Origin of the sequence: Nocardia sp. CA-135953, assembly GCF_050955735.1 — a bacterium.
Taxonomy (GTDB): domain Bacteria; phylum Actinomycetota; class Actinomycetes; order Mycobacteriales; family Mycobacteriaceae; genus Nocardia.
Genome location: NZ_CP192082.1, coordinates 3,002,305 through 3,027,473 on the forward strand (window position 1 = coordinate 3,002,305; position 25,169 = coordinate 3,027,473).

A 25,169-nucleotide genomic window follows, 5' to 3' on the forward strand; every position below is an offset into this window, starting at 1 on the left:
TCTAGTGCGGGATCGAGTCGATGATCGCGCGTGCGCCCTGGCGCAGCAGGTCCGCGCCGACGAAGAAACCGAGGGCACTCGGGTCCTCCGGGACGCCCCAGTGTTTGGCGTCCAGCCACTGGCTGCCGTCGAGGTTGAAGACCTTGCCGTGCAAGGTGAGTCGTCCGGTGGGGTCGGTCGTCGCGTATCCGGCGATCGGGGAGTTGCAGTGGCCCTGCAGTGCGTGCAGCATCGCGCGCTCGGCATCCGCGTGCCGGTGGGTGGCCGGATCGTCCAGGCGCGCACCGAGATCGAGGAGTTGGGTGTCGTCGTCGCGGCACTGCAATGCGATGACGCCGGCCCCGATCGGCGGGCACATGGTGTCCAGGTCGAGAGTTTCGGTGATCCGGTGTGCCTGGTCGACGCGGTGCAGCCCGGATACGGCCGCGATCAGCACATCGATATGGCCCTCTTCGAGGCGCGCCAATCGGGTATTGACGTTGCCGCGCAATGGTTTCACCGCAAGATGCGGATAGTGCAGCCGCAGCTGCGCGGTCCGGCGCACGGAACTGGTGCCGACGACCGTGCCGTCGGGGAGTTCGGCCAGCGGCGCGCCGGTTCGGGTGATCACCGCATCGTGCACGTCCTCGCGTGGCAGATAACCGGCGAAGGCGAGCCCTTCCGGTACCGGAATGTCACCGGGAATGTCCTTGAGGCAGTGCACCGCCAGATCTGCCTCGTCATCGAGCAGTGCTCGATCGATCTCCTTGACGAAGGCGCCCTTGCCGCCGAGCTTGGACAGATCACCCATCCACCGATCGCCCGCCGTGGTTACCTTGACCAGCTCGCTCTCGACCCCGAACCCGGCCAGCAATCCGGCGACCTGCTCGGCCTGAGCCAGGGCCATCGGGCTGGATCGGGTGCCGATCCGAATAATGCGCGTGCGCGACATGCGGCGAGACTACTCCCGGCACTCGCGCCCCGATCACCGGGGCGTGTCCCACGCAGCGGGAGTTTGCACCCGAAATATGCCTAAGCGGTATAGTCCTATCGTGACCGAAGCGAAGTCTCCGGCGAGCGCCGAAGTTCCCGGCTTGCCGACGACGAGTTGGGTCGTGCTCGGCATGCTCTCGCACGCCGACGAACTGTCCGGCTACGACCTGAAGAAATGGGCCGACTGGAGCCTGCAATTCTTCTATTGGAGCCCGTCGTTCAGTCAGATCTACGCCGAGCTCAAACGCCTCGAGAAACACGGTTACGCCACCTCGCGCACGGTACTGCAGGACGACGGCGTGCGCGGTAAGCGCATGTACGCCATCACCGAGAGCGGTCGCGCGGCGGTGGCGCAGTGGGTGAACCACGCACCGGTGGAGGCGCCGGTGCTCAAGCACAGCGTCATGTTGCGCGCCTGGCTGGGGCATCTCGCCGAACCGGACCGATTGCGCGAAATTCTGTCCGAGCACATCGGATACGCGGAGCGGATGCGCAAACTCGCCGAGGTCGATGCCGAGGGCGCCGACGAGAATCCGGACTGGGCCTATCCGGGCGCGGTATTGCGCTGGTGCATACGGCATTACGAGGCCGAGCGGGATTTCGCCGAGGCGTTGCTCGCCGACGTCGATAAACTCGCGACAAAGACCGCTCCGAAGAAGTCCGCGAAGGGCAAGGGACGCCGCGCTTCCTGATCCGGCTCACTGAGTGGGATGGCGCTCGACTAAGAGAACTACTTCTACTAGTCATATGCGCATCGAATTCGCACAGCAGCGTTCGCTGGACACGGTCGAAACGGCGCTCGCCGCCCTGGCCGGGGGCGGCATGGTCGTGGTCGTCGACGACGAAGATCGGGAGAACGCGGGCGATCTGGTCCGCGCCGCCGCACTGGCGATGCCGGAAGCGATCGCCTTCATGGTCCGCCACACCAGCGGCGTGCTGTGCGCACCGCGCTATTCGCTGGTCCGCGATCCGCTTCCCGCACCCGGGCTGATCTACGAGCTGAAGCCGGACTCCTCGGCCTCCTGGCTGGCAATGCTGGTCACCGGATCGGGCAACCCCATCCAGCGGGTGGCATTACGGTCCGGGATGGGCGGGCCGTGGCAGGAGCTCGATCGCGGCATGGACAACTACTGGACGATCAGCGGCGCCGGGTCGGGACCGTTCTCGGCGCAGGTGACCGATATCCACGGTCACCAGGCAGAAATCACCGGGATCTCCCTGGAGCAGGGCCAGCGGTACACCGGCATGAGCCTCTATACCGAGCCCGCCCCGAAGCCGCCGCCCGCCCGGGCGCCGGAAATCACCGATACGACACCGCAGCCGCCGTCAAGCGTCGCCTCGACCGGCTGTGCGAGCTAGCGCCGAATCTCTGCTCGGGCCCGGGGGTTCCGCCGAACGTAGTCGAATGGTGGTCGCCCACGCCGAATTCGACCGCCGTATCACTATGCTCGGCGAGCTGCCGGAGCTGGATAGGGCAGCAAGCAATCTGGACGCGACACTAGTTCGGTTTCATTGCCAGGGCCCGTCCGGCGGCACGGCCGGAGAAAATGCAGCCACCGAGGAAGGTGCCCTCCAGCGCGTTGTAGCCGTGCACACCGCCGCCGCCGAATCCGGCGACCTCGCCTGCGGCATACAGTCCCGGCAGCGGTGTGCCGTCCGGCCGCATCACCTGCGAATCCAGATTGGTCTGCAGTCCGCCGAGGGTCTTGCGGGTCAAGATATTGAGCCGCACCGCGATCAGCGGCCCGCTGGCCGGATCGAGGATGCGATGCGGTTTGGCCACGCGGCCCGCCTTATCGCCGAAGTACTGGCGCGCATTGTTGATCGCCATCAATTGCGCGTCCTTGGAGTACTTATTGGCGACATCACGATCGCGGGCCACGATCTGCTGTTCCAACTCGTCGAAGTCCAACTGCGGGCCGCGCGTGATCTTGTTCATACCATCGACCAACTCGCGCAAGGTGTTCGCGACCACGAAGTCGACCCCGTGCTGTTTGAACGCCTCGACCGGACCGGGCGCACCCTTGGCCACCCGGCTCTTGAGGGTGAGCTTGAGATCCTTACCGGTGATATCCGGATTCTGCTCCGAGCCCGATAGCGCGAACTCCTTCTCGATGATCGACTGGGTGAGCACGAACCAGGAGTAGTCGTAGCCGGTGGCCAGGATCTCCTTCATGGTCGAATTGGTGTCGAAGCCCGGGAAACACGGTGCGGGCAAACGCTTTCCATTGGCGTCGAACCACATCGAGGACGGACCGGGGATGATCCGGATGGCGTGATCGGGCCAGATCGGATTCCAGTTGTTGATGCCCTCGGTGTAGTGCCACATGCGATCGCGATTGACGATGGCGCCGCCCGCGGTCTCGGAGATGCCGAGCATCCGCCCGTCCACATATGCGGGCACACCGGAGATCATGGTCTCCGGCGCCGGACCGAGCCGTTCGGTGGGCCAGTTGCGGCGGATCAGCTCGTGATTGTGGCCGATGCCGCCGGAGGTCACTATCACCGCGTTGGCACGGAATTCGAAGTCGCCGACTACTTTTCGTGACGAAGCCCGACCGCGTTCCAGATCGGTCTGCTCGAGTACACTGCCGCGCACGCCGACCACCGCACCGTCCTCGACGATCAACTCGTCGACCTGATGCCGGAAACTGAAGCCGACCAGTCCGCGGCGCTCACCTTCGAGCACCGGCTCCTGGAATACCCGCACCACCTCGGGGCCGGTACCCCAGGTGAGGTGGAAGCGCGGCACCGAATTGCCGTGCCCATCGGCGAAGGCGCCACCACGCTCGGCCCAACCGACCAGCGGCGTCACCCGTAAACCCAACTCGTGCAGATAGTCCCGCTTCTCGGTGGCCGCGAAGCGCACATAGGCCCGCGCCCACTGGCGGGCCCAGTAGTCCTGGTCCTCGCGGTCGAAACCCGCCGAACCGAACCAATCCTGCAGTGCCAGTTCGTAGGAATCCTTGATGCCGAGGCGGCGCTGCTCCGGACTGTCCACGAAGAACAGTCCGCCGAGCGACCAGAAGGCCTGGCCGCCGAGGTTATTGCGATTCTCCTGGTCCAGCACATGCACTGTGCGGCCGGCCTTGACCAGTTCGTGGGTCGCCACGAGCCCGGCCAGGCCCGCACCGACGACGATGACATCTGCCCCTTGCGTGAATTCGGCACTCGGGTCGGTCATGGTCATCCTTCGGTTTCGGTGCTGTAGGCCAGCACGAGGTGGCAGAAAAGATCGGTGCGCCGCATGCGCACTTTGCGGCTGCGGGGTTCCATCAGCACCTGAACGGCGGTGCCGTCGTGCACCGCGACCAGGGCCTGTCCGAGCGCGACGGGATCTGGTACGGTCCGGCCGACGCGGCCTAGTGCGGCGACTATCGTCGGTATCAGTGCCGCGACAATCGCCTCCTCGCGTCCGGCCATCACCTGCCGTAGGCCGGGTGTGCGCAGCGCGTGCGAAGTGAATTGGGCGGTGATGCGGAACCAGTCCTCATCGATCGGCACGGCGCGGTCCAAGCGTTCGACCGCGGCGCGGATATCGGCGATGCCGTCGACCGAGAAGCCGTCGAGGGTCGTGCGGATACCGGCGATCATGGCGGCCGATCGCTGCTCCCACATGGCCAGGAACAACTCGTCGAGCGAGGTGAAGTTGGAGTAGAAGGCGCCGCGGGTGAACCCGGCCCGTTCGCAGACGCGCTCCACCGAGGCGCGGCCGAAGCCCTCTTCGGCGAAGACCTGATACGCGGCGGTGAGCAGGCGTTTACGTGTTTCGGTGCGCCGGCGGGTCACCCGGTGCACCGGGGTATCCGCATCGGTGGTCGAGGCCAATGTGCACCTCCTCGGGTATCCGGCCCATTCGATACACGAATGTATTCAATACAGAAATGTATCAGAAGCCCGACGCACCCTCGGCGAAACGGGTGAACCAGCGCGGTCGGCAGGGATAATCCGAAGAGACCGTTCTCCCTGTCGGTGAGGAGTGATCGGCATGAATGCGAGTGCGGCGACTACGGGCATGACCGGCTGGCGGGTGCGACGGCCGGGACCGATCGATGGCGGACCGCTGGACTTCGTTCGCGAAGCGGTGCCCGAGCCCGCGGCCGGTGAACTCCTGGTGCGGGTACTGGCCTGCGGGGTCTGTCGCACCGACCTGCATGTCGCCGAGAAGGATCTGCCGGTGCATCGGCCCGGTGTGGTGCCCGGGCACGAGGTGGTGGGGGAGGTGGTGGCGCAGGGACCGGAATCCGCTGGGGCACTCGGCTCTTCGGCTCCCGCATTCGCGGTGGGTGATCGCGTCGGCATTGCCTGGTTGCGCCACACCTGCGGCATCTGCCGGTACTGTCTGCGCGGCGCGGAGAATCTCTGCCCGAATTCGGAGTACACGGGCTGGGACGCGGACGGCGGTTACGCCGAATATGCCACTGTCCCAGCGGCTTACGCCCACCGGCTGCCCGGCGGATACAGCGATATGGAAACCGCGCCGCTGCTGTGTGCCGGGATCATCGGCTATCGGGCGCTGCAGCGCGCCGATCTGCCGAGGGGTGGACGGCTCGGTATCTATGGCTTCGGCGGAAGCGCGCATATCGCCGCTCAGGTCGCGATGGCGCGCGGCGCCGAGGTACATGTGATGACCAGGGATCGGGCCGCGCGCGAGCTGGCCGCCGACCTCGGCGCGGCCTCGGTGCAGGGTGCGGCGGATCGGCCTCCGGTGCAATTGGATTCGGCGATCTTGTTCGCGCCGATCGGCGAGTTGGTTCTGCCCGCTATGGAAGCACTCGATCGCGGCGGCATCCTTGCCATCGCGGGCATCCATCTCAGCGACATCCCGGTGCTGAACTATCAGCGGCATCTGTTCCAGGAGCGCGAGATTCGCTCGGTGACTGCCAATACCCGCGCCGACGCGCGCGAATTCCTCGCGCTGGCGGGCGAACACCGTATACATGTGACCACAACGGGGTACTCCCTCGGTACGGCGGATCGAGCCCTCGCGGATCTCGCATACGGACGTTTCACCGGCGCAGCGGTTCTCATCCCATAGGCGCCCCGAATCATCGTGTGCGGGAACAGATTCCAGGACACGATTCAGCGCTGAACCGGTCTCGCTTCAGCTGAGTTGCTTGACGTGACTTTCTGTCGTTCTTACCTTCACGGATATAGCGGAGTGACAGTTGTCGCTGACAACCGTCACTCGGCTTCTCACAACGGCGTGAGAGGTGATCACGATGGAAATCCGGAAGATAAGAGTCTTCGAGAAGTGGCGGCTGGCACCGGTATTCGCTGTGCTATTGCTCGTCGCGACGGCGGGGGTGGTGACCAGTATCGGCGCGCAGGCACGGGCGGACTGTGCCGCGGTCGATGTGGTCGTCGCCAGAGGCACGGGGGAACCCGGGTGGCTCGGCTCCGTCGTCGGCGACCCGCTGTATGACACGCTGCTTCGAGCACTTCCGGAGAGCAGCAGCGCTTTCTGGGTGGACTACCCTGCGGACCTGCTCGACCCCACGTCGCTCAGCGCCGGTACCCAGGACATGACCGACCACGTCATTCGGCAGTCGCGAATGTGCCCGGATCAGCGATTCATCCTGGTCGGCTACTCGCAGGGCGCGGCTGTCGTGCACGGAGTCGTCGGCACCGGCATGGTGACCGCGCTGCCCGGGGTCTCCGTGCTCCCCGGCGATCTCGAGTGGAAGGTCTCCGCGGTTCTGCTGTTCGGCGATCCCCTCCGACTGAGCGGCCGGGGTGTCCCCGGCAACTATGCGTGGAAGACCGCGGATTACTGCACCGGTGGTGATCCGATCTGCGGTGGCGGCTTCGACCCGAGCCAGCACACGAACTACGGCTGGGCGTTCTGGCCGGCCGCGGATTTCGCTGCGGGCCGGATATGACCGGGAAATCCGCGCGGCGGGGTCGAGCATCGATCCCGCCGCCGGTGTTCGCACGAGATTCATGCCGATGGCACCCGGGCGTGGGACAGTCTGACGTATGAGAGCGCATCGTCGCATCGGCATGATCATTGCGGGACTCGTGAGCATCGCCCTGGTGGCGGGGTGCGGTACCGCATCCGACAGCGGTCACCCGACCACCTCGACGGCACCGGGGGTGATCCCGCTCATCTCGACCGACGATCTGCGCGGCGCGCAGTCGGACGAGATACATCTGTTCGGGCTCAACGATTTCCACGGCAATCTGCAACCGCCGACGGGTTCGACCGGCAAGATCGCCGGGCACGATGCGGGCGGTGCCGCCTACCTCGCGACCCATCTTGCCCGGTTGAAGAAGGCGTATCCGGCCAGTGCCGTGGTGTCGGCGGGGGACAATATCGGCGCGAGCCCGCTGGTCTCCGGACTCTTCCACGACGAGCCGACCATCACCTTTCTGAATTCCATCGGACTGGCCGCCTCGTCGGTTGGCAATCACGAATTCGACAGCGGCGTCGTCGAATTGGCGCGACTGCAGCAGGGCGGATGCGCGCTGGCCGGATGCTCGCCCGGCGCGCCGTTCACCGGAGCGAAGTTCCCCTTTCTGGCCGCCAATGTCACCGGTGCGGACGGTAAGCTGCCGCCCACGCTGCGCCCGTGGACGATGCTCGAGGTCGGCGGACACAAGATCGGTGTCATCGGCACGGTGACGCCCGAGACGGCGAGCATCGTGGTGCCGGAAGGCATTCGGGGTTACACCTTCGGCGACGAGGTCGCGGCGATCAATCGCTATGTCCCCGAGGTGAAGTCGGCCGGCGCGCAAACGGTGGTAGCGCTGTTGCACGACGGTGGTGTGCAGAAGACAGCTCAGAATGCGGCGGTCGACTACAACGGTTGTGCGAATATCTCCCCCGAGGTCACCGCATTGGCGACCGGTGTCGATCCCGCGGTGCGGGTGCTGTTCACCGGACATTCGCATCAGCCGTATGTCTGCACCATCGACGGCAAGGTGGTCACCCAAGCCGCCTCCTACGGTCGGCTGATCACCGATGTCACCCTGCGCTTCGGCGCCGACGGTGTGCAGGCATCGGCGGTCAACCGGGTGGTGACCAGGGAGGTCACTCCGGACGCGGCCACCACCTCGCTGATCGACTTCTATGCCGAGCAGGCCAAACCGCGCGCGGAGCGGCCGGTCGGCGTCGCGGCGGCATCGCTGCCGCACGAACCGGCGGGCTCCGGCGAATCGCCGCTCGGTGATGTCATCGCCGACTCGATGCTCTCGGTCACCGCGGGCGCGCCGGCGGCGGCGGTCGCGGCCTTCATGAATCCAGGCGGTGTACGCACCGATCTGAAGTCCGGTCAGATCAGCTACGGCGATATCTACAGCGTGCAGCCTTTCGGCAATCAGGTCGTCACCGTCACCATGACCGGCAGTCAGATCCTGCGTCTGCTCGAACAGCAATGGAGCAACGGCAAGGCGACCGTGCTCTCGCCCGCCGGGCTCACCTACACCTATGTCGAGTCGAGTCCGAAGGACAGCAAGGTCGTCGCAGACAGCGTGCGCATCGGCGGCCAACCCCTCAACCCCGTCGCCACCTACCGCATCACCACCAACAGCTTCCTGGCTTCGGGCGGCGACGGTTTCACGGTTTTCACCGAGAGCACCGACAAGACTGTCGGCCCCATCGATCTCGAGGCTTTCGAGACCTATCTGAATGGCCGCCCTCCGCTGGAATCGCCGCCCGCCCGCGCCGGGAAGCGCTGAGCGGGTGGGCAAACGCGGTGACCCTATTGAGGTTTCGCGTTCGGGCATTATCTGAAAACTGTTGTAACACACAATATTAGCGACGCCCATTGGTGACCATTCACACATCGTCCTCGGCCGTCGTTCGCTTGCTCGAGGCTAGCTGCGCCCATTAAAATTACCCACAAATAGGGCAACGGCGTTCCTGCATTGGCTCAGCACACTGTTGGCTGGAAGCCGAAATCGATGATGTCCGCATTCACTGCTGCATGCCGGGCGCGCATGTGTGACAACTCAATTCGAGTCCGACAGCAGGAGGAAATGCGATGACGACTTTCATCGTGACAGGCGGAACCGGATTCTTGGGTCGGCGGGTGGTTCAGGAGCTGCTGGCGGCCGATTCCGAAGCCATTGTGCATGTCCTGGTTCGCACCCCGTCGGTGGCGAAATTCGGTGAACTCACCGCGGGTTGGACGGGTGGCGAACGCGCATTTCCGATGCTCGGCGATCTCACCGCTGAAGGTCTCGGTTTGATCGAGGACGCGCCCAAGGCCGACCACGTGATCCACCTCGGCGCGGTCTACGACATGACCGCCGACGAGGAGACCGCGCACGCGGCCAATGTCGTTGGCACGCGCTCGGTGTTGGAGCTGGCCCGCGAATTGGGCGCGGTGCTGCATCACGTCTCTTCGGTGGCCGTGGCCGGTGACCACAAGGGCAAATTCTTCGAGGAGGATTTCGACCTCGGCCAGCGGCTGACCTCGCCGTACCACCGAACCAAATTCGCCGCGGAGAAGCTGGTCCGCGAATCCGAGGGAGTGCGCTGGCGGGTGTATCGCCCGGCGATCGTGGTCGGCGATTCGCGCACCGGTGAGATGGACAAGATCGACGGTCCGTACTACTTCTTCCCGGCCATCTCGCGCCTCGGCGCACTGCCCGCCGAACTGCCGATGCTGCTGCCGGATCTGGGTGCGACCAATATCGTGCCGGTCGACTACGTGGCGGGCGCGATGGTCGAGCTGGTGCGCCGAAAGGGGCTCGACGGACGTACATTCCACCTGGTCAACCCCGAGCCGCAGCCGTTCGGCGACATCTACGGTGCGCTCGCGGCCGCGGCGGGTGCGCCGACCGGAATCGGTACAGTGCCCGGCAGCGGGCTCGCGCTGAACGGGCTCGCTCACATCCCGGGAGTCGCGACGGTTCGCGATTTCCTGTTGGAGCAGTTGGGAATTCCGGCCGAGGTCGCACCGCACGCCTCGTTCGCGGCGGAATTCGTCTCCGACTCCACGCGGGCACAGCTGCGCGGAACCGGGTTGGCGGTGCCGTCGTTCGACAGCTACGCCGAGCGGCTGTGGCAGTACTGGGCCGAGAATCTGGACCCGAACCGGGGCCGGCCCGGCGACGGCGGTGATCCGCTCGACGGTCGCGTCGTCTTGATCACCGGGGCGTCCTCCGGTATCGGCCTGGCCACCGCCCATGCCGTCGCGCAGCGCGGTGCGACCGTGCTGATGGTGGCGCGCGGTGTGGACGATCTGCACGCCGCGGCGGAGTCGGTGCGGGCCGAAGGTGGTGTCGCCCACGCCTATCCGTGCGATATCACCGATTCCGACGGTGTGGACGATCTGGTGGCCGCGGTGCTCGCCGATCACGGTCACGTCGATTATCTGGTGAACAATGCGGGACGGTCGATCCGTCGCTCGGTGGTCAATTCCACCGACCGCATGCACGATTTCGAGCGGACCATGGCGGTCAATTACTTCGGTGCGGTGCGACTCATTCTCGCGCTGCTGCCGTCGATGCGGGCGCGGCGCTTCGGACATATCGTGAACATCTCCTCGATCGCCGTGCAGACCAAGGTGCCGCGCTTCGCCGCGTATGTGGCGAGCAAATCCGCGCTGGACAACTTCAGCGAGATTGCTGCCGTCGAAAATCGGGATGCGGGAATCACTTTCACCTCCGTGCGCATGCCATTGGTGCGCACGCCGATGATCGCGCCGACCGATATCTATCGCTCGCTGCCGGTGCCCGATCCCGACCGCGCGGCCGAAATCGTGGTGCGCGCAATCGAGGATCGCCCGCACCGCATCGACACCCCGGTCGGCACTTTCGCTCAGGCGGTCGAACTGCTGATGCCGTCGGTCAAGCGGTCGATCATGCACCAGGGGTTCCGCTGGTTCGGTGAATCGCATGCGGCACAGGGGAAGCAGCGTACGGCGGTGCCCGCCGCTGCCGACGACGCGAATCAGGACTCCGGTCGCAATGCGCTGTCCTACCTTGCACCGGTGGTACTGCCGCTGATGGCACTGCCGAGCCCGGCCGCGCGAGTTGCCCGCGTGATCCCCGGCCTACATTGGTGATAGATCCCATCATAGGCTGATTGTTCTCACGCGAACGGTCTGCCGCGGCGAGGGTGGGACGTTCGGCCCTGTTGTGGACGATCGGTGTTTCGTATTCTTGCGGTTTCGACCCGCCGTATTTCCTGCGCGTAGTTGCGGTCCGGTGCCAGGGTGGTGACGAATCCTGGAACAAGGGACCGTCGAACTCGTCGCAGGGATAACGGTCGTGAAAGTTCGTAGGAATGGTGTGGGGCAGTTCGATCAGTTGACCGATGAATTCTTCTCGGCCCTCGAGTTTCTGAAAAACCTGTCGGCCGAAGGCGGTGGGATGACCGCCCTGTGCGGCGCCTGTGTGCGGGTGCTGCCGGTGCAGCGTGCCGCGATCCTGATCCAGGAGCGCGATGCCGGTCTGCAGCCGTGGGCGACCAGTGATTCGGTGGCGGCGTGGGTGGAGGCGGTGCAGGCCACCGCGGGGCAGGGGCCGGCGGTGGACGCCGCCGTCGCCGGTGTGCCGGTGCTGGTGGCCGATCTGGCCCAAACCGATGTGCGGTGGCCGGGTTTCGCCGACGAATTGAACCGTGTGGCGGTGGTCGCGGGGTCGATGGTCGCGGTGCCGTTACAGCTGGGTGTGGTGCGTTTCGGCGTGCTCGATCTGTATCGGGCCGAACCGGGCAAACCGGAACCGTACGTAATTTCGGCGGGGCTGCATATCGCCGATCTGGTCATCGCGCAGCTGGTGGCCGAATCGGCGAAATCCGCGCACGCCGCCGCGCAATGGTGGGATCAGCCGCTGACCAGTCGCACGATCCACCAGGCGGCCGGAATCGTGCTCGCACAATTGGACATTCGCGCACCCGACGCTTATGCGCGGCTGCGCGCCTACGCCTTCGTGCACGGGCTGTCGCTGGCCGAGGTCGCGGCGCTGGTCGTGGACGATCGGCTGCGCTTCGATACCTGACTCAGTCCGCCGCGTCGGCACGCAGATCGATGCGCCCCTCGACAATGTCACCGGCGATATCGGAGAGCCGCCGTCCAGTGGCGCGGGCATGTCCGCGCATGACTTGGAACGCACGATCCATATCCCGGTCGCCGCGCTCGGCGAGCACCCCCTTGGCCTGCTCGATGGTGACGCGCGTGTTCAGCGCGGTCGGCAACTGCGCCTGGATCGCCGCGCCCTGCGCGAGCAACACGTGTTGCGCGATGCCGACGGCCGCGATATCCGCGAGGAGCTGACCGATGCGCAGATCCAGCTGTCCGAGTGCGGCGGCCGAGGTCGCAAGAATCGTGAGCGCGCCGACGCTGTCGCGGTGCAGTCGCAGCGGTACGGCGTATGCGGAGCGATATCCCGCGGCCGATGCCGCAGGTGCGAACTCCGGCCACCGATCCGCGTCGGCACGCAGATCGGGGACCGATGCCGCGGTCTTGTTCCGGTAGGCATGCAGGCTCGGTCCCTCACGCTGTAACAAACCGAGCAGTCGGACCGACTCGTTGGTAGAGGCGAGTACCTGTAGCTCACCGCGTTGGTCGGCTAGCAACAATCCGGCATCGCTCGCGCCGGTTACTTCGGTACAGGCTTCCAGCAGCTGCTGACATAGTTCGACAACGTCGAAATCGCTCGCCAGCGAGTCGACCGCGCGCACAAGTGACCGCAATAACTGGATCGAATCCGGCAGCGGCTCGGATGATCGGTCGTGCTGCCGATCGTCGAATGGGGGTGCCATTGCAGTCTCCCGGTCGCGGTGATTGCTGCTCGCCGCAATGCGGCACATTTAAACGGAGCGAATTCAGCGAAATAAGCCTCACCGGGCACATCATCGCGGCACGGTCAGGTCGAGCTTGTCGTCCATCGTGGCATTCGGATAGTAGTCATGTCGACCACCAATCGATGGCCGGTCGACGGAATCCGATGAGTAGCTGGATAATTCAAAGGAGCGTGGTGGTGTCGAAATTGTGGTGTGTTACTTCGCACAGCCATACCATGGAAACGTCAGCAAGTGCGGCGCGGGACTCGAGGGGACGACCGATTTTCGCACATGTGGGGTGATTCGGGTGTCTGACAACAAGGTGCTGGTCGCCGCGGCAGCGCGACTAGCCGAGCTGCTACCTGCGATCGGTGACACAGCCGAGATGGTGCGCCAGCTGATGAACAGTGCGATCGTCGCGCTCGATCTGGCCGGCTGCACCGTCATGCTGATGCCGGATGAGACGCTCACGCCCGACGAGCGCCCCCGGATGGCCGCCGCGGCTCCGGACGAACTGGTGGCCATGGAACTCTGTCAGCATCGCAGCGAACACGGTCCGAGCGTGGACGCGTACCGCTCCGGCAAACCCATCGCGATCGACGATATCGGTCGGCACGGCGAGCGCTGGCCGGAGTTCGTCGCCGAGGCGGTCCGGCACGGGTTGTCGACGCTGGCCGAGATTCCGATGCGGGTCGGCGAGACCACGGTCGGTGCGCTCGGCCTCTACGGCCCGAGCCCTCGGATCTGGACCGACCAGGATCTCTCGGTGGGCGGACTGTTGGCGAGCATGGCGACGGGCCACATCGTCAACTCCAACGTGCTACGCCGCCAGCAGCGCCTGACCGCGCAGCTGCAGCACGCGCTGGATTCGCGGATCGTCATCGAACAGGCCAAGGGCGTGATCGCCAATGCCAGGCGGACCACGCCGGAGGTCGCGTTCGAACTGATCCGCACACATGCTCGCAAGAACCGGATCGCCGTGCATGCGGTGGCGAAAGGCATCGTCGAACTCGGCCTGCGCGTCTGAGTAGATCCACTACTGCGCGAAAGTGCATGATCATTTGCGCGCGGCGCGGTAATGTGAAAGTTGGACTATCGGCCCCAGTCCCCGGCCGATTCGGTTCTCCGCCAGTGCCGTCCATGCCCTCGACGGTCTGCTTCGACGCAGCTTCATACGTCGGAATCAACCTGCATGTCGCATCACTTGTTTGTCTGGGGGCAATCGTGATCCTGCTCGTTTCATCTCGGTCCGAACGCAATTCGCATCGGTCCGAACGACTTCCAACCACGCTGCGGTCGGTCGCTGGGCCGGTTCGTAATCGGATTGATATCGAATCCGACGGTGTCGATGCAGAATTGGTACATCGCATCGGCGACGGCGATCAAGAGGCCTTCGCCCAGTTCTACCGCCGCACTCACGGTCTGGTCTATCGCCGGGTGCTTGCGATCGTCCGCGACCGTGGGTATGCCGAAGAGACCTGTCACGACGTCTACCTCGAGGTATGGCGCTGTGCGATCGGGTTCGACGAGCGCCGCGGTTCCGTGCTCACCTGGTTGCGCATGCTGGCTCATCGCCAGGCCGTGGACCGGGTCCGGCGCGAGCGCGCCAACATGGACCACAATCACTCCTGGGGCAGCCGCGATTATCAACCCCCGACCGATGTGGTGGCCGAGGCGGCGGTGCGGCACGACGAAAGGGACGCCCTGCGTCGCAGCCTCACCCATCTGACCGCACTCCAGCACGAATCCATCGCGCTCGCGTACTATTCCGGCCTGAGCTATCCCGAGGTGGCGGAGCGTCTCGGGGTCGGTCTCCCCACGGTCAAATCCCGGATCCGGGCGGGACTCGAGCACCTGAAGACCGACCTGTCCGAACCGCTCACCTAGCGCCGGGTCGGACTGCCCGTGCCGACGGTGAACGGCAGCGCCTGGCTGCGGCCGTCGTCGGTGCGGGCAGTGAGCCGGCGAATTCCTGGCCTCGATCCGGGCATCCTTCGAGGCGGAAGTGGAGCGTCGGCACGAGACCGATCGAGGGTTATCCGGATCCGATTGTATTGCTGACGATATCGGCGATTTCGGCGCGGAATGACTTGGGGGAGAAGGTCATCGCGTGGGCGCGGATGACGGTCGGATCGTAGGCGGTGGAATCGAAGTCGCGCATGGCCTGCGCCAGGCCCGCGATGACGTGCTCGTCGCTGCCGTATTCGACGAATTCGCCGGTGATTCCGGGGCGCACGGTATCGCGGGACCCGCCCTGATCGACCGCGAGAACCGGTGTGCCACAGGCCATTGCCTCGACGGGGACGATGCCGAAATCCTCGATGCCCGGCATGAGCAGGGCGCGGCAGCGGCGGTACATGTCCAGCAGGGTCTGGAAGGGTGTGGCGCCGAGGAAGGTGGTTTCGGGGCCCGCGATGGCGTCGAGCTGGGGGCGGAAGCGGCCGTCGCCGAGGACGACCAGGCGTACACCCGCGCGCTGGGCGGCGCGAATGGCCAGGTCGGGGCGTTTATAGGGGACCAGGCGGCCGGCGGCGAGAAAGAAGTCCTCGCGGGGCACGCTCGGGTCGGGGGTGAAATCGTCGACCTGCACGGGGGGATTGACCACGGTCGAGGGCAACCGCCACCAGTCGCGTATGCGATCGGCCACCGCGTGCGAGTTGGCGATCACATGGGTGAGGTGTGGGGCGGCGCGCAGTTCGCCGCGACGGGCGAGCCGGCCGAGAGCGGTGAGTGCGCGTTGCCCTGCGCGCCCGCCCGCCTCCTGTGCGCGGAATTCCGGATCCCAGGCCCAGCGGGCCGGACTGTGCACGTACACGATGGTCGGTGCGTCCGTGGCGAATGCGGCCTGGGTGGCGAAGGCGTGATGACTGATGAGAACCGCGTCGAACCCTCCGCGCAAGGGCAGCTGTCGCAGGGCGTGTGGCACGAACGGCAACAGCGGGGCATGCGAGCGACGACCGGTGGCGGCGTATGCGCGGCTGAGCCAGGTGCCCTGCACCGCCGTCAGCGGCGGTCGGATGCCTGTCGGATCGACAATCGGCGCGAATACCTGTGCGTCGGGCCAGGTTTCGACGAATTCACCGACCACCGCCTCGGATCCGCCGAATTCGGTGAACCGCTCGTGCACGATCGCGATCCGCGGCGATCCGGTCCCATTGTGCGACAGGTTCATTGGGCCACCGAGTCGATGCGTCGGGGCTCGGCCCTGCGCCGAATGGCCGGAGCCACCGGGCGGCCCTCCAGCAACCCGTCGACCGTGCCCTGCTCAATTGCCTTGCGGTACACGCTCGCCGCCTCATGGCACGCCGTAATGGTTCGGTCGATATCGGGTTCGGTATGTGCGGCCGAGGTAACGAAGGATTGACCGAGCACACCTCGGTCCAATAGCTCCTGCAGGAATAGCGTGCGGAACTCTTGGGATGGCAGGCCCTCGGAATCGCGCGTCACGAAGATCAGACAGGAAGGACGCCCCAGCACCTGCAGGTAGTCCGCGAGACCGAGTTCGGCGGCGATCGCGTTGACACCGTCGGCGAGCAATCGACCGGCGTGCTCCATCCGTGCGATCGGATCGCCGGTGGTGTATTCGTGCGCGACCGCCCGAAACGCCGCCAGCGAAGCCGATTCCGGCCCGTGCGTGGTGGACAGCAGGAACACCCGATCGCGGTCGGTACGCAACCCGCCGAGCTCCATGAACTCGCGCTTCCCCGCCAACGCCGAGATCGGGAAACCATTGCCCATCGCCTTGCCCCAGCACGACAGATCGGGTGTCACCTCGTAGATGGCCTGCGCCCCGCCTTCCGACCACCGGAACCCGGTGATCATCTCGTCGAAGATGAGCAAGGTGCGATGCCGATCGCAGAGTTCGCGCACCCCTTCGAGAAAGCCGGGTGCGGGCTCGTCCAGTGCCGTCGCCGCCTCCATGACCACAGCCGCGACCGCGCCGGTATTCAGCACGGCGGCCAGCGACGGCAGGTCGTTGTACTGGAACTTCATCGTCCCTGCGACGGCCTCGGTGGGAATGCCGCTGGCCATCGGGGTGGTGCCGATGAACCAATCGTCCACCGAGAAGAACGGTTGATCGCAGACCGCGATGACGCTGCGTCCGGTCGCCGCCCTGGCCAGCCGCACCGCGGCGGTGGTGGCGTCGGAGCCGTTCTTGGCGAATTTGACCATATCGGCGCCCGGCACCAGCGACAGGAAGTCCTGTGCCGCAAGCAATTCCAGCTCGGTGGGTCGACTGAAGCTGACACCGTCGGCAATCGCCCTGGTCACGGCCTCGAGTACCGGGCGGTATGCGTGGCCGAGGGTGACCGAACGCAAACCCATGCCGTATTCGACATAGCAATTACCGTCGGCATCCCAGACCCGACAGCCCTCGCCGCGCACCAGAATCGGCGCCATGAACTCCGGATACTGATCCGGCCCGCGGGCATAGGTGTGCGCACCGCCGGGCACCAGATCGTGCAGCCGTGCCTGGAGCTCGTTGCTGCGCGCGAAACGGTTGCGACGGGCCGCGGGGTTGTCGGGGTTGGTATGGCCGCGGTCGACGTGGTTCATGCTGAACTCCTGGGCAGAGATGATGCACGCGCACACAGGGCCCCGGCACGAATCGGCTTGCGTGCGATAGTCACTGTACGTCCGGTGTGGCCACGTGTCCGCGCAACTTCGTCACTGGGCGATAGGGGTGGTAACCGCCCACAGGTCGTGATCGGCCCTGCGACCGGTGGCGCCGACGAAGCAGCGCATGCGTCCCTCGCGGACCATGCCGACGCGCGCGGCGATTTCGGCCGCATGCACATCGCCGGGTTCGATGGCGGTGGCCACCCGGCACAGGCCGAGTGCGGTGAAGGCGTGGTCGAGTAGCAGCCTGGTAGCCGCCATCCGGACCTGCTCACCGCCGACGGCCGGATCGGTCCACACGAACAGCCGCGCATTGCGATCGAACATATCCAGATCGAACAATCGGCATTCGCCCGCGTAATTGCCGTTCACCTCGACCGCCAGCACCAGACCCCGTTCGGATCGCAATCCCGCACGAGCACAGAAGAATTCGCGTAGCCAGGCGATTCGTCCGTGCCGACGCTCCCATGCGGCGACCGGTGCGTTCGGCTCCGGATCGAGTGCGGCGCGGTTACGGATTCGCGCGGTCCGCCACCCGGTCCGGTCCAGCAGGTGCCGACTGCGCAGCACCACCCTCGGATCGTCCCGATCGGTCAGGCGGGTGGTGGGCGGTGAGCGCAGTGGATCGAATCGGTGCAGTGCCCGGCCCGCGCAGTAGCGGGCAATGGCGGCCAGCACTGTGGTCCTGTTCAGCGGCGTATCGGTGTCGGCGTCCGGGCGGGCGGGCCGCGGCGATTCCGAATGTCGGGTCGAGTGGCTTTCGATCCAGTGCCGCGCGAAGCCGTTCGGTGGGATCGCGGCTTTGGTGATCGCCCACAGTTCGTGGTCGCGCCGAGCCCCACCGACATCGAAATACCTGGTCATCATTGCTTCGCGCTGGAATCCGATGAGGGTGGCGCCGCGCGCGGTGGCGAGATTCGCCGGGGAGATCGGGGCGGTAATGCGTTGCAGTCCTGCCGGTCCGAAACCGAAATCCAGCACCATGGACGAGGCGAGGCCACCGATGCCATGCCGTGCCACCTCGGCATTCACCCAGATCCCCATTTCGGCGGAGCCGGTGCCGGATTCGATGGAAACCAGTTCGATCTGGCCCGTGAGTCTGCCGTCGACCTCGATCACCAAGGACAGTCGGCGACCCGCCCGCGCCTCCGCGCGCACGCTGAGACATTCACGGACCCAGAGCTTTCCGGTATGTCGCGCGTCCCAGTCCAGCGGCGAACTCGACCAGAAGGGTTCGATATAGCGCTGATCGCGGAGCCGGATCCGCCGCCATTGCGCGTAGTCATCGATCCGCGGCGGCCGCAGTACGACCGTCGCGCCGTGCAATGTCATGGGTCCGAGCCGGATTCCGGACAACGAACTGCTGGACATGCTCACTCCCGGGGTCGTTGGCGGCCGAGCGAGGTTGTTTTCACGGCACCATCGGTGCCGACCGATAGGCGCCAGTAGCCGCCCGCCGCGTCCTTGAGCACGACCCCGCTCTCCGCGCGGTCGGAAAGCCAAGCACCGCTGGACAGTACGGCCGATCGCACGGTGCCGTCGGGGGCCTGCGCCTGGTAGATATCCGCATTGCCCTGCCCAGCCCGGCCGACCATCGTGCCGCTGTACTGCGGCGCGTGCATGCCGTCGCGCCCCATGACGTGCCACTTCTCCGGAAACATGCCGGGCGCGAGATCATCGGCGGCACTGGAGATCAGGTTGACCGCGGTGCCCTCTGGACAGCCCGTCGCGTCGATGCGCAACTCGATCGGCGGCCGGTCCGAGTCCTTGTCGAATTGCACATTGGCCAGATACGGCTGCCGACAGTAGACGAGGTCGAGCCCGACCGTGCGCGCGGCGACCTTGCAGTTGATCATGCCGAACTGGGCGGGTCCGCCGCGATCGCGCTGGCCCACCGACAGCGCGGTATCGGCGCCTTCGAACCAGACATTGGTCAGCCACCAGTCATTGGCCGCACCGTCGATGCTGATATGCCGATCGGTGGTGCGCGGATCCTCGTCGGATACGAATTCCACATTGGTGAGCGATAGCCCCGCATTGTGGTTGTTGCCGGTGCCGAGCACCCCGATGTAGTTGCTGGTGAGTTTGGAGGAGGTCACGTAGTTCTGGATGCAGGATGTGACGATGCCGAAGCCGAAGTTGTTGATATCGCAGTTGACGAATGCCGTTCCACCGGTGTTGTTTTCGAGAACCACGCCGCGCTGCTGTAGGAAGCGCGGATGGTTGTCGCCGAGGTGATTGCCGCGGATCACCACCGCGTCGAAGGAGCAGCGGAACGATTCCGACAGCACCACCGCCGTCGAGCGCGGACCGGTCAGGAAGAATCCGATGCGGGAGAACCGCACCCGGTTGCGTTTGCGCAGTGTGATGAGCGTGATGTCGGCATCGCAGGTGACCAGCGTGACATCGCCGCCGTCGCCGAGAACCGTTGCGTAGTCGGGCAGATCGGGCCAGGCGGTCACTTTGTAATGGCCTGCGGGCAGATACAGTACGAGCGGCGCGTCTCCGACGGCTGCCGCCGACCGGATCGCCGCGGTGTCGTCGGCGACGCCGTCCCCGACCGCACCGAAGTCGCGGACATTGCGCGCCGACGGTGCGTCGGTGACATGCGGTGACCGGAATTCGACACCCGAGGAGTCGGAGGAGCAGGCGGCCAGGGGTACTGCGGCCGCGGCGCCGATGGATGCGGCCAGCAGTCGCCGTCGATGGACAGCCTCGAAATTCAAAGGCGCAGCCTCCCCACCAGCCGCTGTATACCCGTGCCGAGCTTGCTATACGCTACCGCGCCGGTGAGCAGGTTGTCCCCGAATGTGGCCAGCGCGCCGCGGATTCGCGGTGTGGTGCTGGTGCCGAGTTCGACCACCGCGACGGTTTGCTCACACAGCGGGGCAAGGGCGATCGCATCCGCGGCATGGGCGACCGGCGCGGCCTGGATCACCACATGGTCGTAATCGGTGCGCAGTTTGGCGACGACGGTCGCGAACCGGTCGGAGGCGAGCAGGTCCGAGGTGTGCTCATCCAACTCGCCCAACGGCAGCACCGTCACCCCAGCCTGTGGCCAGCCGGTCAGTGCGTCGGTAACGGGTAACGATCCGTGCAGGACACCGGCCAGTCCGGGCACCGCCCCGAGGCCGATCTGCTGTGATCCGCCGTGACCGGAGGTGTCGGCGTCGATATAGACCACATGCCGGCCGGTATCGGCGAACGACTTGGCCAGTGCCATCGCGATTTCCGGCTCCGACCGGGCCGACAGACTCGACAGCAGCACCGTCGTCGCCTCACCGTTGCGCTGCAAACGCGTTCGCAGCCTTCGGGTTTCCTCGACCGCACCCGGACGGCCGAGATCGATGATGCCGAGGATCGGCACCGGCGCGCCGGTGTGAGTCGATCCGGGAATCGGGCCGGCCAGCACCGCCTCCAGATCATTGGAGGTGCGCAGCTTGCGGTCGGTGCGATCGCGGACGAAGGCGGCCAGCCCGCCCAGCGCGAGTCCGGCCAGCACACCGAGCGCGAGCAGCCGGGTCGATTGCGGACCGCTCGCTCCGGATGGCAGTTCGGCCCGATCCACGACCTCGGCGCGGGCGGCGGGTGCGGCGTCCTGTTCGATGGATTCGAGTTCGGCGATCAACTGACGGAACTGTGCGACAACGGTATTGGCGATATCGCGGGCGCGTTCGGCTGAGCTGTCCTTGATCGAGAAGACGATCAAGGTGGTGGCGGGCGGCGAGGCCGCGGTGATCTTGCCGCGCAGTTCGTCGACCGACATCTTCAGGCTGAGATCGTCGATGGTGCGCTCGGCGACATTGGCGCTGGTGGCCAAGTCGAGGTACGACCGCACGCGCTGCTGGGCGGCCAGTCCGCCCTGATACGAATCGTTCACCGAGGTTCCGGTCGCCATCGAGACGTAGACGCTGCTCGTGGCCACATAGTTCGTCGGTTGGCTGCGTGCGTAACCCACCGCCGCGAGTAGGCACAGCACCAGCACACCGAGAATCAGCATCCAGCGACGACGCGCGATATGCCAGTAATCGATCAACCCCATTGTTCGGAACCTCTTTTCCCAATGACGAGCACAGGCTGTTGCGGTGGCGGCGATAGGACCCGTGGTTTCGCACGTCGGCGATATTCCTCGACCGCCAAATAGATCAGCGTCGCGAGCACCGCGGCCTGCAGGAATTTGCCGATTGCCTCCATGCTGCCGAGGATGCCGCGCTCGAACAGCGAGGAGGCTCCGGTCAGCGCGAGCGCGAGCACCACCATCGGGAAGTACCGGGAATACAGCGCTTTGGCCCAGGCCAGCAACAGCAAGAAGGTGAAACCGACGCTCACGACAATGCCGGGATAACCGCCGATCACATAGCCCTCGTTGATATTTCCCTCGGCGAGCGACACCGAGACCCGTGTCATATCCACCGACGCGCCGCGAACGTCGTCGGCCCATGCGGTACCCGACTGGAATTTCGGGGCACCGAGCAATTGGGTCGGAATCAGGCTCAGCGCGGCGTGGCGGAACTCCTCGGCGGGCGTGAGCCAGTATCCGGTGCCGTGATAGTAGGCGTCGGTTGCGGCCTCGAGCAGATCGAAGCGCCGCAGGATGCTCAGGAACGGTCGCACCGAAGGCGGATACGCCGAACTGGTCATCGCTGCTTCGGCCTTGCCGGCCTCGGTGGTCTTGAACGACTGCAACCACCCGAACCCTCCGATGCCGAGCACCGCGATGGCCAGCACACCGACCACCTTGGCCTTGGTCCAGCCGAGTATCGCGAACCGGACCGCCACGGCCAGCGCGGCACCGAGAATCGGGGTCTTCGATTCGACGACCACGGTCCACATCAGTTCCCCGGCCGACAGCGCGCCGATCAACAGCGCAGTGGTGCGCGGCTGGGCCGGTCGGATGAAAATGATCAGCCCGAGCGCCGCGACGGTCGCGAGAATACTGACGAAGGCGAGAATCGGATCGGCGCTGTCGACATCACCGGCATGGCCGGTGGATCCGGAGGCGTAGGAGGCGCCCCGGCCGAGCAGTCCGATGACGTAGATGGTGGCCAGGGCGGGCACGAAGTCCGGATTGCCGGTCATCGCCGGCGGGTGGGGTACCCGACGGTGTCGCGACCAGATCGCATATCCCACAATGAGTATCGCGTAAACCCACAAGCCGAAGACGACATGATGCAGCACCAGTGCGATGCCGCGGTCGTAGCCGAGTACGGCCAGTCGCGGATCGGGCACATTGTCGCCGTAGTGCGGTTCGGGTTGCACTGCGAGCAGTACCAGCGGCCGGGCGAGGTAGGACAGCGACCAGAATGCCGCCTGCGCGATGATGAAAACCCGTGCGACGCTGGGCACCCATGCCGAGGCAATCACCAAAGTGACCAGGGCGCAAGCGATTGCGATGATCTCGGAACCGGCAGTCATGACTGCGCCTCGAGTACGGCCATGATCTCGCGCGCTCGGTCGACGTACCGGTGCCCGCCGTCGGCGATCCGCCGATATCCGGCCTCGGCGATCGCGTCCGCCTTCTCCGGATGCCGTGCGCACCAATCCAGGATTTCGCGCAGTTCGGTCTGATCGGTGAACAGGAAGCATTCGACGGTGTCGCGCAAGAGTTCCGCATGTTCATCGGTGCGTTCGCCGACGAACAGCCCACCCGCGGCGGGCACTTCGAAAGTGCGACAGGTGTGGGTGTCACGGTTGTCGGAGTTGAGCAGCACCAGATTCGCGGTGATATCGGCGACCACGGCCGAATAGCGCGAACCGTAGACTGGGCCGCCCACCGTGGCGCGGGTGGTGCGCAATTCCGGAACACGCCGCCAGCCCGGACCGCGCACGAGCATCCGGTCGCCGTGTTCGCGGGCCAGCGCCACCAGATCGGCTCGGCGGTCGGGGCGGCAGACGCCGATGAAGCCGGCCAGGTAGCGCGGTGTCCGTCCGCGCGCGGCCGGATAGTGCCACGCCGGATCGTAGGCGCTGCGGACGAAACCGACCGCCTTCGCGCCCCGGTCGAGGAGTTCGGGCACATTGTGCTGCTTGGTGGTAACGATCAGATCCCAATCGGGCTCGTGCGCAAGGTATTCCGGACTGATGTTCGCCGGATTGGCGACATCGTCGGGGCTGTAGTGCACGTGCAGCCGCGCCGGGAGGTCCAACAACCTGCGCTGGTCGAGGTGCACAGCTTTGAACGCGAAGACCAGATCGGGCTGGAACTGTGCTGCGGTACGGTCGATTTCGCCGTGCAGGTCGGTGACGGTCCACGGCGCGCGCCTGCGCGCGAACTTGGTGTAGACCCACGGCGGCGACAGTCGTTTCGGCAGGGTGACCGGGGTGGAGTCGACGACCACCACCTCGTGGCCCGCCTGTTGGAAGCCGTCCGCGAGCGAGCGCGCATTGCTGCCGACCCAGTCGTCCCCGATGAACAAGATCTTCACGCGGTGCCCTCCTCGCGCATCAGCACCACGGCGGGACTCGAGGCTACGGGCACCGTGCGTTCGCGCACGATCAATGTGCGAACGCGCGCGAGATACCAGATAGCCGTACTGAATTCGACGAGCACACTGCCGTAGACGAGTGTCCAGACCGAATGAGTCCGGAAAGCAATGAACAGTGCGACGCCTGCGACACAGGTGCCGAGCACCGCACCGATGAGCACACCGGTGGTGTCCTGTCGCACCGGCAGCAGCGCCGTGGTGACGAACGAGGTGATCGTGGTGGCGGGCAGCATGAAGATCTCTACTCGCAACAGCCCGACGGCTCCGGTGAATTCGTCACCGAAGACCAGGCGGATCAACAGTGGCGCGGCCAGCCAGACGGCCACGGCCGCCACGGTGGCGACACAGATGCAAGCCGCCAGCGCCAGCAGGGCGTGTCGCCAGAATCGGTGATCGGTGCTGCGCCGCGCCATGCGGGGCAGCAGCGCGAATCCGATGGGATCCAGGGTGGATTGGATCGCGCGCACGAGCCGGTCGCCCGCCGAGTACAGGCCGAGCGAAACCGTATCCAGCACAGCGGAATACACTGCGGCTGCGCCCTGGCCGTAGGATGTCACCAGCACCCTCGATGTGAGAACCGGTGCGCCCGTTCGCAATATGCTCTTGAATTGCCGCGGTCGCGCGGGCGGGCCGAAGGTGCGCAGTGAATCCCACCAGGTCAGTGCCACCGTGGGCACGGATGACAGCAGCAGGCACAGCAGTGCGAGTTGCGCGCTCGGCATCCGGGGGAGTAGCCCGACGAGCAGGATCAGATAGCCGACCCGGCCGACCGCCTGATAGGCGGTCGACGCTCCGAACCGGCCCTGCCCGATCAGCAGCCAATCCTCTGAAACCGACCAGAATCCTCCCGCGAACAGGCCCAACAGGATCATGTCCACCTGCACCGACGCACTCGCGGCCAGACAAAGCAGCAGGGCGATTCCGATGACGCCGAGGGTGCTCGCGCGGATCGCCAGATAATCGCCGCGCAACTGATTGATCGTCCGCAGCCGCGCGCTCTCGCTATCGCGTTCGCGCGAATCGTGCACCCGCGCGGCCAGGAACGAGGTGATGCCGAGATCCACCAGCAGCGAACCGATGAAATACGACGACATACCGATTGCCAACAGTCCCAAGCCGTGTGCGCCGAGCACGCGCGCGATCAGCGGAACCGTGACGATCGTGATGACGTACTGTCCGTACTTGCCGAAGGTGACATAGCCGATATCGCGCAGCACCCCGCCGAGGCCGTGGGATCGGTGCAGGCCGCCGCCGGGCGCGCCGCGTTCGTTCTTGCGATGGGCTCCGCCGGTGGCGGTCGGCGTCGGTGGTTCGGTGGGCTGGCCCGCGGCATGTTTGTGTTCAGACATGCGGAG

The 25,169-nt window shown here is 65.7% G+C and carries 21 protein-coding genes; 9 read left to right on the forward strand and 12 right to left on the reverse strand.

All coding sequences use genetic code 11. The annotated features are described in order from the left end of the window. Nucleotide 1 precedes the first annotated feature (1 nt). Nucleotides 2–931: a hydroxymethylbilane synthase gene (gene hemC / locus ACQPXH_RS13755; RefSeq protein WP_433602732.1), complete on the reverse strand. Its 930-nt coding sequence runs from the start codon at nt 929–931 to the stop codon at nt 2–4. A 100-nt stretch (nt 932–1,031) separates the two neighbouring features. Here hemC and ACQPXH_RS13760 point away from each other — a divergent pair, with 100 nt between their 5' ends. Next, nucleotides 1,032–1,664 carry a PadR family transcriptional regulator gene (locus tag ACQPXH_RS13760; RefSeq protein ID WP_433602733.1) on the forward strand — a complete coding sequence of 211 codons (633 nt, stop codon included), beginning with the start codon at nt 1,032–1,034 and terminating at the stop codon, nt 1,662–1,664. Nucleotides 1,665–1,719: 55 nt separating this feature from the next. Further along, a complete protein-coding gene (locus ACQPXH_RS13765; protein WP_433602734.1) occupies nt 1,720–2,331 on the forward strand; it encodes a 3,4-dihydroxy-2-butanone-4-phosphate synthase in 612 nt (203 codons plus the stop codon). A gap of 139 nt (nt 2,332–2,470) precedes the next feature. Here the strand turns inward: ACQPXH_RS13765 and ACQPXH_RS13770 are convergent, their stop codons facing one another. Beyond that, complete coding sequence (locus ACQPXH_RS13770) at nt 2,471–4,162, reverse strand: FAD-binding dehydrogenase (protein ID WP_433602735.1); 1,692 nt, start codon at nt 4,160–4,162, stop codon at nt 2,471–2,473. Then, a complete protein-coding gene (locus ACQPXH_RS13775) occupies nt 4,159–4,800 on the reverse strand; it encodes a TetR/AcrR family transcriptional regulator (RefSeq protein WP_433602736.1) in 642 nt (213 codons plus the stop codon). Before ACQPXH_RS13775 ends, ACQPXH_RS13770 begins: the two co-directional genes overlap by 4 nt. Before the next feature lie 160 nt (nt 4,801–4,960). Here ACQPXH_RS13775 and ACQPXH_RS13780 point away from each other — a divergent pair, with 160 nt between their 5' ends. The 5 genes from ACQPXH_RS13780 to ACQPXH_RS13800 all read left to right on the forward strand — a co-directional run bounded on the left by ACQPXH_RS13780 (nt 4,961) and on the right by ACQPXH_RS13800 (nt 11,925). Continuing rightward, a complete protein-coding gene (locus ACQPXH_RS13780; protein ID WP_433602737.1) occupies nt 4,961–6,010 on the forward strand; it encodes a zinc-binding alcohol dehydrogenase family protein in 1,050 nt (349 codons plus the stop codon). A gap of 184 nt (nt 6,011–6,194) precedes the next feature. After that, nucleotides 6,195–6,854: a cutinase family protein gene (locus ACQPXH_RS13785; protein ID WP_433602738.1), complete on the forward strand. Its 660-nt coding sequence runs from the start codon at nt 6,195–6,197 to the stop codon at nt 6,852–6,854. A 97-nt stretch (nt 6,855–6,951) separates the two neighbouring features. Next, the gene (locus ACQPXH_RS13790) at nt 6,952–8,652 is read left to right on the forward strand and encodes a bifunctional metallophosphatase/5'-nucleotidase (RefSeq protein WP_433602739.1); all 1,701 of its coding nucleotides are present in this window, start codon (nt 6,952–6,954) and stop codon (nt 8,650–8,652) included. 305 nt (nt 8,653–8,957) lie between these two features. Further along, nucleotides 8,958–10,988, forward strand: a complete 2,031-nt coding sequence (locus tag ACQPXH_RS13795; protein ID WP_433602740.1) for an SDR family oxidoreductase — start codon at nt 8,958–8,960, stop codon at nt 10,986–10,988. Between the two features lie 205 nt (nt 10,989–11,193). Continuing rightward, nucleotides 11,194–11,925 carry a GAF and ANTAR domain-containing protein gene (locus ACQPXH_RS13800; RefSeq protein ID WP_433602741.1) on the forward strand — a complete coding sequence of 244 codons (732 nt, stop codon included), beginning with the start codon at nt 11,194–11,196 and terminating at the stop codon, nt 11,923–11,925. A gap of 1 nt (nt 11,926) precedes the next feature. Here ACQPXH_RS13800 and ACQPXH_RS13805 read toward each other — a convergent pair whose 3' ends face one another. Beyond that, a complete protein-coding gene (locus ACQPXH_RS13805) occupies nt 11,927–12,688 on the reverse strand; it encodes an ANTAR domain-containing protein (RefSeq protein WP_433602742.1) in 762 nt (253 codons plus the stop codon). Between the two features lie 328 nt (nt 12,689–13,016). Between ACQPXH_RS13805 and ACQPXH_RS13810 the strand changes: the two genes are divergently transcribed. Both ACQPXH_RS13810 and ACQPXH_RS13815 read left to right on the forward strand, forming a co-directional pair. Then, on the forward strand, nt 13,017–13,736 hold the full coding sequence (locus tag ACQPXH_RS13810) for a GAF and ANTAR domain-containing protein (RefSeq protein ID WP_433602743.1): 720 nt from the start codon (nt 13,017–13,019) through the stop codon (nt 13,734–13,736). Between the two features lie 329 nt (nt 13,737–14,065). Next, complete coding sequence (locus ACQPXH_RS13815; protein ID WP_433602744.1) at nt 14,066–14,596, forward strand: sigma-70 family RNA polymerase sigma factor; 531 nt, start codon at nt 14,066–14,068, stop codon at nt 14,594–14,596. Nucleotides 14,597–14,744: 148 nt separating this feature from the next. Here the strand turns inward: ACQPXH_RS13815 and ACQPXH_RS13820 are convergent, their stop codons facing one another. The 8 genes from ACQPXH_RS13820 to ACQPXH_RS13855 all read right to left on the reverse strand — a co-directional run bounded on the left by ACQPXH_RS13820 (nt 14,745) and on the right by ACQPXH_RS13855 (nt 25,163). Then, nucleotides 14,745–15,881, reverse strand: a complete 1,137-nt coding sequence (locus ACQPXH_RS13820) for a glycosyltransferase (RefSeq protein ID WP_433602745.1) — start codon at nt 15,879–15,881, stop codon at nt 14,745–14,747. Further along, nucleotides 15,878–17,266: a glutamate-1-semialdehyde 2,1-aminomutase gene (locus tag ACQPXH_RS13825; RefSeq protein WP_433602746.1), complete on the reverse strand. Its 1,389-nt coding sequence runs from the start codon at nt 17,264–17,266 to the stop codon at nt 15,878–15,880. The genes ACQPXH_RS13820 and ACQPXH_RS13825 overlap by 4 nt, the downstream gene beginning before the upstream one ends. Nucleotides 17,267–17,377: 111 nt before the next feature. Next, entirely contained in the window at nt 17,378–18,700 is a 1,323-nt protein-coding gene (locus ACQPXH_RS13830; RefSeq protein WP_433602747.1) for a GNAT family N-acetyltransferase, read from the reverse strand. Between the two features lie 2 nt (nt 18,701–18,702). Continuing rightward, a complete protein-coding gene (locus tag ACQPXH_RS13835) occupies nt 18,703–20,055 on the reverse strand; it encodes a glycosyl hydrolase family 28-related protein (RefSeq protein ID WP_433602748.1) in 1,353 nt (450 codons plus the stop codon). Next, on the reverse strand, nt 20,052–21,371 hold the full coding sequence (locus ACQPXH_RS13840) for a Wzz/FepE/Etk N-terminal domain-containing protein (protein ID WP_433602749.1): 1,320 nt from the start codon (nt 21,369–21,371) through the stop codon (nt 20,052–20,054). Before ACQPXH_RS13840 ends, ACQPXH_RS13835 begins: the two co-directional genes overlap by 4 nt. Then, entirely contained in the window at nt 21,362–22,744 is a 1,383-nt protein-coding gene (locus tag ACQPXH_RS13845; protein ID WP_433602750.1) for a hypothetical protein, read from the reverse strand. The genes ACQPXH_RS13840 and ACQPXH_RS13845 overlap by 10 nt, the downstream gene beginning before the upstream one ends. Further along, nucleotides 22,741–23,754 carry a CgeB family protein gene (locus tag ACQPXH_RS13850; protein WP_433602751.1) on the reverse strand — a complete coding sequence of 338 codons (1,014 nt, stop codon included), beginning with the start codon at nt 23,752–23,754 and terminating at the stop codon, nt 22,741–22,743. The genes ACQPXH_RS13845 and ACQPXH_RS13850 overlap by 4 nt, the downstream gene beginning before the upstream one ends. Then, nucleotides 23,751–25,163, reverse strand: a complete 1,413-nt coding sequence (locus ACQPXH_RS13855) for a lipopolysaccharide biosynthesis protein (protein WP_433602752.1) — start codon at nt 25,161–25,163, stop codon at nt 23,751–23,753. The genes ACQPXH_RS13850 and ACQPXH_RS13855 overlap by 4 nt, the downstream gene beginning before the upstream one ends. Between the last annotated feature and the right edge of the window lie 6 nt (nt 25,164–25,169).